This window comes from Kribbella sp. NPDC051137 (assembly GCF_040682535.1).
Lineage (GTDB): Bacteria > Actinomycetota > Actinomycetes > Propionibacteriales > Kribbellaceae > Kribbella > Kribbella karoonensis.
In genome coordinates, this window is record NZ_JBFBBI010000003.1 from 1,065,695 (window position 1) to 1,078,784 (window position 13,090).

A 13,090-nucleotide genomic window follows, 5' to 3' on the forward strand; every position below is an offset into this window, starting at 1 on the left:
TAGTGGTCCGATTGAGAACGAATTCAGTACTCGTATTCATGGACCGATGCCGCCATCCCCGGAAAGGATGGCGGCATGACTACACGTTTCGGGGTATTCGTACCGCAGGGCTGGAAGATGGATCTGGCCGAGATCGCCGACCCGATCGAGCAGTGGGAGGCGATGACCGCGGTCGCCAAGCGCGCCGACGAGCAGTCCTGGGACTCGATCTGGCTGTTCGACCACTTCCACACGGTGCCGGAGCCGAGTGACAACACCACGTTCGAGTGCTGGAGCGCGACCGCCGCGCTGGCCCGCGACACCAAGCGGGTGAACATCGGCCAGATGGTCGGCTGCAACGGCTACCGCAACCCGTCGCTGTACGCGAAGATCGCCTCCACCGTCGACGTCGCCAGCCACGGCCGCCTGTACGCCGGGATCGGCGCGGGCTGGTACGAGCACGAGTGGAAGGCCTACGGCTACGAGTGGACCGACATCCCGCAGCGGATGGCGGCGTTCCGCGAGGCGACCGAGATCATCTACAAGATGTGGACCGAGGACAAGCCGGTCTACAACGGCAAGTACTACTCGATCGACGCTCCGATCAACGAGCCGAAGGGCGTCCGCAAGCCGCACCCGAGCTTCTGGATCGGCGGCGGCGGCCCGAAGGTCACGCTGAAGCTGGTCGCGCAGTACGCCGACGCCGCGAACATCGGCGGCGGCAACCCGGAGACGTTCCGGGAGAAGGCGGACATCCTCCGCGGGCACTGCCAGAAGGTCGGCCGGGACTACGACGAGATCATCAAGTCGACGAACTTCAACATCTTCCCGATCGACAAGGGCGACGACCCGCAGAAGGCGACCGTGAAGGCGCTCGGGCCGATGAACCGGGAGAAGTTCGACCGGGACAACCTGATCGCGACCGAGGACGAGATCGCGGACAAGGTCGAGGCGGTCCTCGAGGCCGGCGCCGACTACGTGATCTTCTACGTCCCCGGCGTCGCGTACGACCTGGACCTGCTGGAGCGCGCCGAGAGAATCGCGAAGCGGTTCGCCTGACCAGATCCGGCCATGGCGGATGTAGGTCAGGGGTAACGGTGGACCGGGACTGAGGGCAACTGTCAGGGTGCCTGACGATGGCCTCGCGTGGGTCGGGGCATCGGAGGTGTCCGCCTGTGTTTTCCCGAATGTTCCGGACCGCGACGGGCCTGCTGACGGCGGCGGTCGTCGGTTCGCTGCTGTCGCCGACCGCAGCGCATGCCGGCACCGCACCGGGCGTCCAGCCGACGCCCGGTGCGACCAGCAAGCGCATCACGCTGGTCACCGGCGACGTCGCCGAGCTGACCACGAACTCGGCCGGCCAGGTCTCCGCCCGCCTGCTCGACGACGAGCCGTACTACTTCGGCACGTTCGACGGCGAGGTCACGCTGATCCCCGGAGAGGCGTACCCGCTGTTGTCCGCGGGCCGCCTCGACAAGCGCCTGTTCAACCTGACGGAGCTGGCCGCCCAGGGGTACGACGACGCGAGCAGCTCCACGCTTCCGCTGCTCGTCACCGGCTCCGCCGCCACGCTGCGCAGTACGGCCGCCACGGTCCGCCGTACCCTTCCCAGCGTCGGCAGCACCGCGGTCTCCGTGCAGAAGTCCGACGCGAAGGCGTTCTGGGACGGCGTCAGCGGGCCGGCCACGTTCAAGTCGAGCCAGATCAGCAAGATCTGGCTGGACGGCCGGACGCACGCCACCGACGAGCAGTCGATGCCGCAGATCGGCGCGCCGACGGCCTGGAAGCAGGGGTACGACGGCCACGGCGTGAAGGTCGCGGTCCTCGACACCGGGTACGACGCCGGGCATCCCGACCTCGCCAAGCAGGTCGTCGCGGCGGAGAGCTTCGTCCCGGACCAGGCGGTACAGGACCTGCACGGCCACGGCACGCACACCGCGTCGATCGTCGCCGGCCTCGGTACGGCGTCCGACGGCAAGCGGAAGGGCGTCGCGCCCGGCGCGGAGCTGCTGATCGGCAAGGTGCTCGACAACGGCGGCAGCGGTACCGACTCCGAGGCGATCGCCGGCATGGAGTGGGCCGTCCAGCAGGGCGCCAAGGTGATCAGCATGAGCCTGGGCGGGCTGCCGTCCGACGGCACCGACCCGATGAGCGAGGCCGTCGACCGGCTGGCCAAGTCCAGCGGCGCGTTGTTCGTGATCGCGGCCGGCAACGCCGGCGCCGAGCAGACCGTCGGCGCCCCGGGCGCGGCGTCCGAGGCGCTGACCGTCGGAGCGGTCGACCAGAACGACAAGCTGGCGAGCTTCTCCAGCCGCGGCCCGCGCCTCGGCGACGGCGCACTCAAGCCGGAGGTGACCGCGCCCGGCGTCGAGATCGCCGCGGCCCGCGCGGCCGGCACCGAGCAGGGCCACGTGCTCGGCCAGTACTACACCGCGATGAGCGGTACGTCGATGGCGACGCCGCACGTCGCGGGCGCCGCCGCGATCCTCGCGCAACGGCACCCGGACTGGACCGGCCCGCAGCTGAAGGCCGCGCTCGCGTCCACCGCCGTACCGTCCGCGGACGCCCGTACCGACCAGCAGGGCCTGGGCCGGATCGACATCCCGAACGCGCTCGACCCGAAGGTGCTGCCGGACACCGCCAACCTGTTCTTCGGCGACCTGTCCTGGACCGGCCCGACCGCCCCCGCGCCGGTCGACCGTACCGTTGCCTACCGCAACAACTCGGGCCGCCCCGTGACGCTCACGCTGTCCGTCGGCGCGCAGTCCGCGGCCGGCGTACCGGCCGGGCTCACCGTGAGCCCGACCCGGTTGACGATCCCGGCCGGCGGTACGGCGTCCGCGACCGTGACGCTCGACCTCGCGAAGACCCGGGCCGGTGACTACGCCGGCGTACTGACCGCCAAGGCCGGCGGAGCGGCGTACCGGACCGGGCTCGGGTTCGCGGCCGGTGGGCGGCTGAACCAGGTGACCGTGAAGGCGATCGGCCGCGACGGGCAGCCTGCCACCACGAAGGCGGGGGCGAGCGGTGTCCAGTTGTGGAACCAGGACACCGGCGACGTCACCGCGATCGCTTTCGACCAGACCGGCACCCGCGTCCTCGACGTACCGACCGGGCGCTACAGCGTGATGGCGTACGCGGTCGGCGGCGACGAGGCCGACTGGGCCAACTCGCTGACGCTGCTCGGTGACCCGGACGCGTGGATCGACGGCGACCGGACGTTCACCTTCGACGCCCGGACCGCGCACAAGGTGACGATCAAGACCCCGAAGCCGGCCGACGCGCAGAGCATCGGTGTCGCCTGGCACCGCAAGGTCGGTGACCGGGACGCGGTGTCCGGCTGGGCGTTCAACGGCAAGATCGCGAACGGCGTGTACGTGCAGGACTTCGGAAAGGTTGCCAACGGCACCTTCCAGGTCGTGCAGCGCTGGGACCTCGCGCAGCCGCAGCTGACCGTCGACCTGCCCGGCACCGGAAAGCTCCCGACTCCCGGCCCGGGCTCGTCGCGGACCGTGTACGTCGGCAACGGGACCCTGCCGCTGTCGAACGGCGGCGACGGCACGCCCGCGGAGCTGGCTGCCGCCAAGGACAGCATCGCGCTGATCCGCTGGGGCGGGTACTCCAAGACGGTCGCGCAGGTCCAGGCCGCGAAGGCGGCCGGCGCCAAGGTGGTGTTCCTCTACAACGAGGCGCCCGGCTGGTGGGGCACCTCGACCGAGCAGGGCATCCCGGTCTACATCCTGCAGTCCGTCCAGGGGAAGCAGCTCATCGAAGCCCTCGCGAAGGGCCCGGTGTCGCTGCAGCTGAGCGGCGTCCGCGACAGCACCTACCGGTACGACGTGGCGCTCGGCCCGTCGGTCGTGAAGGGCGGCCTGACGTACGACGTCGCGAAGATGAACCCGGCCGTCGTGACGACCGACTTCCAGCAGAACGACGCGTTCTGGCTGCACGGCGACAAGCGGGTCGCGCACCTTCCGGGGATCGCCACGGGGTTGACGGCGTCCAGGACGATCGCGGCCGCGGTCAAGCGGACCGACTACCTCGTCACCGACGTGAAGGGTGTGACGTGGGACGAGCAGACCTCCGCGGGCGAGTGGAACGAGACCGGGTTCGAGTCGACGATCCCGCGGTCGTACCGGCCGGGCGAGCACGTCACGCGCGGCTGGTGGGAGCCGCTGACGCGTCCCGCCGTACCGGGGTTGTCCGATGCGCCGGGTGACGTGGCGCAGGGCTGGCCGCCGGCGCGGTTCGAGAACGCGCTGCGGATCGCGATTCCGCAGTACGTCAGCGGGGACCGGAGCGTGTTCGGCTGGGGCGACCGCGGTGACGTGACGAGTATGACGCTGAGCAGCGACGGGGTGCGGTTGGGCAGCAAGAACTGGTCGGTCGCACAGTTCGCGGTCCCGGCGAAGGCGGCCTGGTACGACCTGACCCTCGACCAGAAGCGCGGGCCGAACAGCTGGGCGAAGACCTCCACGTCGACGCACACCCAGTGGCACTTCCTGTCGGCGCCGTCGCGGAGCACCGCCGAACTACCGCTGGTGCAGGTCGACTACAAGCACACGAACGGGTGGCTCGAGCTGACACCGCGGTATCAGCCGGGCGTCCGGGGCGTGGGGCTGTTCCGCACTACCGCGGAGATCTCCTTCGACGGGAAGACCTGGCAGAAACTCCCGCTGGCCGGTTTCGGAACGTTCCGAACACGTGTTCCGGCCGGTTCCTACCCGAGCATCCGGGTGACTGCCACGGACCTGATCGGGAACAGCATCACGCAGACGATCGACCGCGCCTGGCAGAACTGAACGTTAAAAGGGCGACGCCACGAAGCCGGGGGGAGGTGCTCCGTGGCGTCGCCAGGGGCGCGCCGAGGGAGGGGTGGGGGCAGGCGCGCCGGTCTTCGGTTGGTTGGGAGGATCAGCTCCCGAGGACGCCTCCGCCGAGGACGCCCAGCAGGCCGAGCAGCGAGAGCAGGTTACGGATGACCTGGTCCACGGCCTTCGTACCGCCGGTCTGGTAGGCGGTCACGCACTTCTGCAGCTGTGCCTGCGTCGGCTTGGTGATCGTCACCTTCGCCATCTCGGTCTGACAGTACGTTGTGGCCGTCTGCAACTCGTGCAGGGTGCTGCCGACGGTGCCGACGATCAGGCCGGCGGCCGTCTTGAGCGTTGCGACGCCGGGCGGCGTGGTGGTCGTGGTGGGTGTCGTCGGCTTGGCCGTCGGCGTCGGGGTCGGCACCACCGGCGGCGGGGTGGCCGTCGGCTTGCCGGTCGGCTTCTCGGTCGTCGGCCGCGGGGTCGGCGTCGCGGTCGGTCGGGTGCCGCCGCGCTCGTCGGTGATGACCGGCGTCGGCGTGGCCGGCGGCGGCGTCGGGATGTCGCGCGCCTGCGGCAGGTCCTTGTCGGTCGGCGGGTTGATCGTCTGGTCGCCGATCTGGTCGCCGGCCTTCAGGTCGTCGTCACCCGTCGAACCGTTGCCGACCGCGATCCAGCTGCCGCCCGCGTACGCCTTGGCGATGCTGATCACCAGGTCGGCGTACTGCTGCGAGTGGTTGTAGCGCAGGACCGCCGCGTTCAGGTCGCTCGCCTTCGACAGGTCGGTGTTGCCGGAGCACAGGTACACCCCGGTCGACAGCGCCGCGTCGTTGATGTCCTGCGGGTTCCGCACGCCGTCGGCGTCGCCGTCCACCCCGACAGCTCGCCAGGTGCTGGGGATGAACTGCATCGGTCCGACCGCGCGGTCGAACGCCCCGTCGCCGTCGAACGCGCCCGCGTCGGTGTCGGCGATCTTCGCCGTCCCCGCGGAGCCGTCCAGCCGCGGACCGTAGATGCCCGGTACCGCGACGCCCTTGGAGTTCAGCGAGTTGCCGCCGAACCGGCCGTGGTTGGACTCGACCCGGCCGATCGCGGCCACCAGCGTCCACGGCAGGTGACAGCCCGGGTCCGCCTGCGCCAGCAGTTGCTGGGCGCGCGAGTAGGCCTTCAGCGCGGCGTTCGGAATGCCGTTGCCGGACAGCCCCGAGACCACCTGGTTCGGCTGCTCGCCGGGGTCGACCCCCGGCCCGACGGTGCCCGGCACCGGCACGTTCGCCGGCTGCGCGATCGGTTGCTTCGGCACGACGACCGGGTTGTTCCCGGACAGTCCGTTCTCCAGCGACGCGGTGGCGATCACCGGATTGTCCGTGGCACTGACGGTGAACGCACTCGCGAACAACGCCACCGGGATCAGCGGCGCCACCTGACGCCACCCGCTACCCGAGGCGCGGCGCTTGCCCTTCGCCATCGATGATTCCCCTCCGTGACTCATCGACCGGTCCGGCCCCACGCTGCGGACAGTCTGTGCGTCTTGTCGGTTGCCGTCGTAATAGGTCTAACGTCCGCCCCGTTGCGTGGGTTACGCGCCGGACCCAGACCGTCTACGTGCGGTCACCGAGTATCCATACTGGCGCGTAACAAAGCCTGTGTGAACCCCCTGGGAACGATCGGGACCGGAAATCTGCCCTGCCCTGGTGATCGGCCCTTGTGACCACGGGGGGAGAATGGCCGGCGTGCCCGATCACACAGAACAGTCCGCCAAGCTCTTCGCCAGGGCCTTCACTGTCACGCCGGGCGGGGTCAACTCCCCGGTCCGGGCGTTCCGCGCCGTCGGCGGCGTACCGCGCTTCATGGCCTCCGGTGACGGATGTCACATGACCGACGTCGACGGCAACCGGTACCTCGACCTGGTCAGCTCCTGGGGTCCGCTGCTGCTCGGCCACGCCCACCCCGAGGTGATCGCCGCCGTCCAGGCCGCCGTCGCCCGCGGTACGTCGTTCGGTACGCCGAGCGAGACCGAGGTGCTGCTCGGCGAGGAGATCGTCGCGCGGACGCCGGTGGACAAGGTCCGGCTGGTGTCGTCCGGGACCGAGGCGACGATGTCCGCGCTGCGGCTGGCCCGCGGGTTCACCGGCCGCGCCAAGATCGTGAAGTTCGCCGGCTGCTACCACGGTCACGTGGACGCGCTGCTCGCCCAGGCCGGTTCCGGCGTACTGACGCTGGGCATTCCCGGGACCCCGGGCGTCACCGAGGCCACCACGGCGGACACGATCGTGCTGCCGTACAACGACCAGGCGGCCGTGACCGCGGCGTTCGCGGAGTACGGCGACCAGATCGCGGCCGTGATCACCGAGGCGGCGGCCGGCAACATGGGTGTCGTCCCGCCGCGCGACAACTTCAACGGCTTCCTCGCGGACATCTGCCGCAAGCACGGGGCGCTGTTCGTCTCCGACGAGGTGATGACCGGGTTCCGGATCACCAAGTCGGGCTGGTACGGCGTGGACGGCGTCCGGCCGGACCTGATGACGTTCGGCAAGGTGATGGGCGGCGGCTTCCCGGCCGCGGCGTTCGGCGGCCGCGCGGACGTGATGTCGCACCTCGCGCCGGAAGGGTCGGTCTACCAGGCCGGCACGCTGTCCGGGAACCCGATCGCCACCACCGCCGGGCTGACCACGCTGCGACTGGCCACCGACGAGGTGTACGCGAAGATCGACGAGACCTCGCTCACCATCCAGCGACTGGTCTCGACCGCGCTGGACAAGGAAGGTGTGCCGCACGTCATCTCCGCGGCCGGGAACCTCTTCAGCGTCTTCTTCGTGGAGTCCTCGGAGGGACCTGCCGAGATCCGGGACTTCGCCGGAGCCAGTGCCCAGGTGCTGCCCCGGTTCACGGCGTTCTTCCATGCGATGCTGGACGCCGGTGTCTACCTGCCGCCGAGTGCGTTCGAAGCCTGGTTCGTGAGCGCGGCGATCGACGACGACGCGCTCGCGGAGCTCGAGTCCGCCCTGGCGCCGGCGGCCCGGGCCGCGGCCGCGGTACAGAACTGAGAGGACAGCGGTGACCGAAACGACGGTCGTGCACCTGATGCGGCACGGCGAGGTGCACAACCCGACCGGTGTGCTGTACGGCCGGATCCCCGGGTACCACCTGTCCGAGCTCGGCCGGCAGATGGCCGAGCGGGTCGCCGAGCACGTCAAGGGCCGCGACATCGTGCACCTGGTCTGCTCGCCGCTGGAGCGCGCCCAGGAGACGATGGAGCCGATCGCCAAGGTGTTCGGGATCACCCCGGACATCGACGAGCGGGTGATCGAGGCCGCGAACCTGTTCGAGGGCAAGAAGTTCGGCGTCGGTGACGGCGCGCTGAAGAACCCGAGCGCCTGGTGGCTGCTGCGGAACCCGTGGAAGCCGTCCTGGGGCGAGCCGTACCAGCAGCTCGTCCGCCGGATGCGGGACGCGGTCGAGACCGCTCGCGAGAAGGCTGCCGGGCACGAGGCGCTGATCGTGTCGCACCAGCTGCCGATCTGGGTCGTCCGCTCCGCGATCGAGGGCCGCCGGATGCTCCACGACCCGCGCAAACGGCAATGCAGCCTGGCGAGTTTGACGTCGTTCACCTTCCACGGCGACCAGATCGTGTCGGTCGGTTACTCGGAGCCCGCGAAGGATCTGCTGCCCGTGAAGGACCAGAAGAAGTTCGTCGGAGGAGCCTGATGCGTCGCGTCGTAGTGCTGGTCGCCGGTGTGCTGCTGGCGGTGACCGCGTGCTCGTCGGGCCAGCAGGCGGCGCAGAACCGGCAGGGCCAGGCGGGTTTCGTCAGCGGCAACGGGAACGTGTCGATGTTCGCGGCCGCCGACCGCAAGGTCGCGCCCGAGCTGACCGGCAAGACCCTGGACGGCAAGACCTGGACCCTGTCGGAGCAGAAGGGCAAGGTCGTCGTCCTGAACGTGTGGGGCTCCTGGTGCCCGCCCTGTCGCAAGGAGGCGCCGGATCTGGTTGCCGCGGCCAAGGAGCTCGGGTCGTCGGTGCAGTTCGTCGGGCTGAACACCCGTGATCTCGATCCGGCGCCCGCGAAGAAGTTCGTCCAGGAGTTCGGGGTGCCGTACCCGAACGTCTACGACCCGAACGGCAAGGCCCTGCTGCGGTTCCGCGGTCAGATCTCGCCGGCGGCGATCCCGACCACGCTGGTGATCGACAAGTCCGGCAAGGTCGCCGGGCGGGTCGTCGGTGAGGTGACCAAGCAAACGTTGCTGGGCATGGTGAAGGACGCCGGTTGAGCTGATGGGACAGTGGTTCGCCTCGTCGATGACGGGCTCGATGCTGGTCGCGCTGCCGATCGCGGTGCTGGCCGGAGCGATCTCGTTCTTCTCGCCGTGCGTCGTACCGCTGCTGCCCGGCTATCTCTCGTACGTCACCGGCCTGTCCGCCGCCGAGCTCGGCTCCGCGAAGCGCGGCCGGATGCTGGCCGGTACGGCGTTGTTCGTGGCCGGGTTCTCCGCCGTGTTCATCCTCACCGGCGTGCTGTTCGGCAAGGCCGGTGACCTGCTGATCGACCACCAGACCGCGATCACCCGGGTGCTCGGCGGGCTCACCGTCGTGCTCGGGGTCGTGTTCCTCGGCGGCTTCGGGTTCCTGCAGAAGGACGTCCGGGTGCACCGGGTGCCGGCGGTCGGGATCGCCGCCGCGCCGCTGCTCGGCGTACTCTTCGGATTCGGCTGGACGCCGTGCATCGGTCCGACGCTCGGGACCGTGATGACGCTGGCCACCACCCAGGGCAGCACCGGGCGCGGCGCGGCGCTCGCGTTCGTGTTCAGCCTCGGGCTGGGGATCCCGTTCATCGTGGCGGCGCTGGCGTTCCGGCGGATGCTGGCCGCGGTGGCCTGGGTCCGCAAGCACCAGCTGCTGGTGATCCGGATCGGCGGCGTACTGATGATCGCGGTGGGACTGCTGCTGCTGACAGGAGTGTGGGACTCGATGACCGCGGACCTTCGGCAGTGGGTCGCCAACTTCGGGTCGGCGGTGTGACGTGACCGAGGTCAAGGACTCCATCACCGCACCGACCGGCAACTCCGGCAACGAGCCGCCGCCCGCGCTCGGCCTGGTCGGCTGGCTGCGCTGGACCTGGCGGCAGCTGACCTCGATGAAGACCGCGCTGGTGCTGCTGTTCCTGCTCGCGCTCGGCGCGGTGCCCGGTTCGCTGATCCCGCAGACCCCGATCGACCCGATCAAGGTGTCGGACTTCCTCACCGCGCACCCGAAGCTCGGCCCGCTGTACGACAAGCTCGGGCTCTTCGACGTCTACAAGTCCGCCTGGTTCTCGGCGATCTACCTGCTGCTGTTCATCTCGTTGATCGGCTGCGTCGTACCGCGGCTGTCCGTGTACTTCAAGGCGTTGCGGTCCCGGCCGCCGAAGCCGCCGCGGAACCTGAACCGGCTGCCCGGCTACCAGCGCTTCGAGGTCGACGCCGCGGGGGACGTGCTGGAGCAGGCGGCGCGCGAACTGAAGCGCCGCCGCTTCCGCATCCAGTCGTACGACGGGGCGGTCGCGGCCGAGCGTGGCTACCTCCGCGAGGCCGGCAACCTGCTCTTCCACTTCTCGCTGATCCTGGCCCTGATCGGCGTCGCCTGGGGCTCCCTGTTCGGGTACCGCGGCTCCGTACTGGTTGTCGTCGGCAACGGTTTCTCCAACTCGGTGGCGCAGTACGACGACTTCACCCCGGGCCGGGCCTTCAGCGGCGACAACGACCTGCCGCCGTTCTCGCTGACCGTCAAGGACTTCCAGGTGAAGTTCCAGCAGGACGGCCCGCAGAAGGGCGCGGCGCGCGAGTTCAAGGCGCAATTGTCCTACCAGGAGTCGCCGGACGCGGCCGAGAAGTCGTACCTGCTCGAGGTCAACCACCCGCTCCAGGTGGACGGCAGCAGCGTCTACCTGATCGGCCACGGCTACGCGCCGCGGGTGACGGTCCGCGACGGCCAGGGCAACGTGGCGTTCTCCGGGCCGGCACCGTTCCTGCCGCAGGACGGCAACTTCTCGTCGTTCGGCGTGGTCAAGGCCCCGGACGCGCGGCCGCTCACCCTCGGCTTCGAGGGGTTCTTCCTGCCGACCGCGGTGATCGGGCCGAGCGGCCCGGTGTCGGTGTTCCCCGACTCGCTGAACCCGGCGCTGGTGATGACCGGGTACTACGGCCGTCCGCAGCCGGAGACCGGGAAACCCGAGTCCGTGTACCAGCTGGACAAGTCGAAGCTGACGCAGTTCACCAAGGACGGCGACAAGTGGCGCTTCCAGCTCGCACCGGGCCAGAGCGTCGCGCTGCCGGACAAGGCCGGGTCGATCACGTTCGACGGATACAGCCGCTGGGTGAAGCTGCAGGTCAGCCACACGCCCGGGACCGGGCTGGCGCTGGCCGGCATACTGCTGGCGATCCTCGGCCTGATGGGCTCGCTGTTCGTGCATCCGCGGCGTACCTGGGTGCGCGTCCGCGAGCAGGACGGGCGTACCGTGGTCGAGGTCGCCGGTCTGGACCGTGGCCCCGAGCGGGGGCTCGGTGAGGAGATCCAGGCCGTCACGGACCGCTTGAAACCTTCGAGCAACCAGGAGCAGCCATGACCCCGGAGACCTATGCACACGTCTCCAACCTGCTGATCCCCACCGCCACGGTGATCTACGCCCTGGCGATGGTCTCGCACGCCATGGAATGGGCCCTCGGCCGCGCCGCGGTCGCCCGCAAGACGGCGCCCGCCGAGCAGGCGGAAGCGCAGGTCCTGGTCAGCTCCGCCGCCACAGCGAACTCCGCCACGGTCTCCGCCGGCGTGGGGACGACCACCGGCGTGGGTACGGCCACCGCTGTCGGCACGACCTCCGCCGCTGGTGGCTCGGGTGCCTCCTCCACCTCTGGCGCCGCGGGCGCCGCGACCGAGCGGTTGGATGCCGCGAGCCGGATCGGGTTGCTGCTGACCTGGATGGGCTTCGTGTTCCACCTCGGCGGTGTGGTGACCCGCGGCCTCGCGGCCGGGCGGGTGCCGTGGGGGAACATGTACGAGTTCTCGATCACCGCCTCGCTCGCGGTGGCGATCGTCTACCTGATCTTCGTGCAGCGCTACAAGCTCCAGTGGCTCGGCCTCGGCGTGACGCTGGTGGTCGCCAGCGTCCTCGGCCTCGCCTCGCTGGCGCTCTACACCCCGGCCGGCCCGCTCGTCCCGGCCCTGCACTCGTACTGGCTGGTCCTGCACGTGTCCGCGGCCGCGACGTCCGGCGGCGGCTTCACCGTCGGCGGCCTGATCTCGGTGCTGTACCTGCTGAAGGCCCGCGCCGAGCGCCGGGTCCTCGAGGGCGGCACGATGTCGACGGCCCTGCGCCGGCTGCCGAGCGCCGAGTCGATGGACGGTACGGCGTACAAGGTGCTGGCGTTCTCGTTCCCGCTATGGACCTTCGCGGTGCTGGTCGCCGGGCCGATCTGGGCGCAGTACGCCTGGGGCCGCTACTGGGGCTGGGACCCGAAGGAAGTCTGGTCGCTGGTGACCTGGGTGGTGTACGCCGCCTACCTGCACGCCCGCGCCACCGCGGGCTGGCGGGGCCGTCGGGCCGCGACGATCGCGATCGTCGGCTGGTTCGTGTTCCTGTTCAACTTCGTCGGCGTGAACCTGTTGGTCTCCGGCATGCACTCCTACGCCGGGGTGTGACATGAAGGAGTTCGGCATCTACACCGGCCTCCGGGCCGGGCTGTTCGCGGTCTGCCTCGGGGTGCTCTGGCTGGCGCTGCACAGCTGGCTGTCGATCTGGCCGATCGCGCTGCTGGCGCTGATCGTGTCCGCGATCCTGTCGATCTTCGTGCTCCGGGCCGCCCGTGACCGGCTGGCCGGCAAGATCGACACCCGGGCCGCGAAGATCTCCTCCCGCCTCGAGCAGGCCCGCTCCGCCGAGGACGACGACTAACCACCCACGTCGCTCGGTTCAGCGCGGGCAGGGTGTCGTTCGCCGTGACGACAACCGCCCAAACGCCTCCACCCCGACCCAACCGGCATCCCGGCACCGGCCCGGCCCGGCGCCAACCCGCCAAGCGGGCGGGGGCTGAGACCCCTGGTCGGGGCCGCGCACAGGCAATATCAGGTCCCCGGCCACCAGGACCTGTCTCAGGGCACGCCAGCTTGACTGCACGCTGCCCAACGCCGTACCAGTGATTGACTGGTACGGAGAGTGACCTATGCCACTCGTGAATTCCGGGCAAATTCGTTTGTGCACTCCTTCACATGAGTCGTAACGTAGTGGATGAAACGAAACGGTTTCGTTCCATCGTGATGATGCGGCT

Annotated in this window: 10 protein-coding genes; 9 read left to right on the forward strand and 1 reads right to left on the reverse strand. The window is 69.9% G+C overall.

Annotated features, from left to right (window positions below; all coding sequences use genetic code 11):
* Positions 1 to 75: 75 nt before the first annotated feature.
* Both AB0M51_RS20270 and AB0M51_RS20275 read left to right on the forward strand, forming a co-directional pair.
* The gene (locus tag AB0M51_RS20270) at positions 76 to 1,038 is read left to right on the forward strand and encodes an LLM class F420-dependent oxidoreductase (RefSeq protein ID WP_344197670.1); all 963 of its coding nucleotides are present in this window, start codon (positions 76 to 78) and stop codon (positions 1,036 to 1,038) included.
* 116 nt (positions 1,039 to 1,154) lie between these two features.
* A complete protein-coding gene (locus AB0M51_RS20275) occupies positions 1,155 to 4,781 on the forward strand; it encodes a S8 family peptidase (RefSeq protein WP_344197672.1) in 3,627 nt (1,208 codons plus the stop codon).
* Between the two features lie 112 nt (positions 4,782 to 4,893).
* On the opposite strand, the gene AB0M51_RS20280 is transcribed toward AB0M51_RS20275, so the two are convergent.
* The gene (locus AB0M51_RS20280; protein ID WP_344197674.1) at positions 4,894 to 6,258 is read right to left on the reverse strand and encodes a lytic murein transglycosylase; all 1,365 of its coding nucleotides are present in this window, start codon (positions 6,256 to 6,258) and stop codon (positions 4,894 to 4,896) included.
* 256 nt (positions 6,259 to 6,514) lie between these two features.
* Here AB0M51_RS20280 and hemL point away from each other — a divergent pair, with 256 nt between their 5' ends.
* Genes hemL through AB0M51_RS20315 form a run of 7 tightly spaced genes read left to right on the forward strand, consistent with a single transcriptional unit; the run spans position 6,515 to position 12,717 of the window.
* Positions 6,515 to 7,837 (forward strand): glutamate-1-semialdehyde 2,1-aminomutase, encoded by a 1,323-nt coding sequence (gene hemL, locus AB0M51_RS20285; RefSeq protein ID WP_344197676.1) that lies wholly within the window; start codon positions 6,515 to 6,517, stop codon positions 7,835 to 7,837.
* 37 nt (positions 7,838 to 7,874) lie between these two features.
* Positions 7,875 to 8,498 (forward strand): histidine phosphatase family protein, encoded by a 624-nt coding sequence (locus AB0M51_RS20290; protein WP_344197921.1) that lies wholly within the window; start codon positions 7,875 to 7,877, stop codon positions 8,496 to 8,498.
* On the forward strand, positions 8,498 to 9,061 hold the full coding sequence (locus tag AB0M51_RS20295; protein WP_344197678.1) for a TlpA disulfide reductase family protein: 564 nt from the start codon (positions 8,498 to 8,500) through the stop codon (positions 9,059 to 9,061). The genes AB0M51_RS20290 and AB0M51_RS20295 overlap by 1 nt, the downstream gene beginning before the upstream one ends.
* Before the next feature lie 4 nt (positions 9,062 to 9,065).
* On the forward strand, positions 9,066 to 9,809 hold the full coding sequence (locus AB0M51_RS20300; protein WP_344197680.1) for a cytochrome c biogenesis protein CcdA: 744 nt from the start codon (positions 9,066 to 9,068) through the stop codon (positions 9,807 to 9,809).
* 1 nt (position 9,810) lies between these two features.
* The gene (locus AB0M51_RS20305; protein ID WP_344197682.1) at positions 9,811 to 11,391 is read left to right on the forward strand and encodes a cytochrome c biogenesis protein ResB; all 1,581 of its coding nucleotides are present in this window, start codon (positions 9,811 to 9,813) and stop codon (positions 11,389 to 11,391) included.
* Complete coding sequence (ccsB, locus tag AB0M51_RS20310) at positions 11,388 to 12,464, forward strand: c-type cytochrome biogenesis protein CcsB (protein ID WP_344197684.1); 1,077 nt, start codon at positions 11,388 to 11,390, stop codon at positions 12,462 to 12,464. Before AB0M51_RS20305 ends, ccsB begins: the two co-directional genes overlap by 4 nt.
* Position 12,465: 1 nt before the next feature.
* Positions 12,466 to 12,717 (forward strand): DUF4229 domain-containing protein, encoded by a 252-nt coding sequence (locus AB0M51_RS20315; RefSeq protein ID WP_344197686.1) that lies wholly within the window; start codon positions 12,466 to 12,468, stop codon positions 12,715 to 12,717.
* The last annotated feature ends 373 nt before the right edge of the window (positions 12,718 to 13,090 follow it).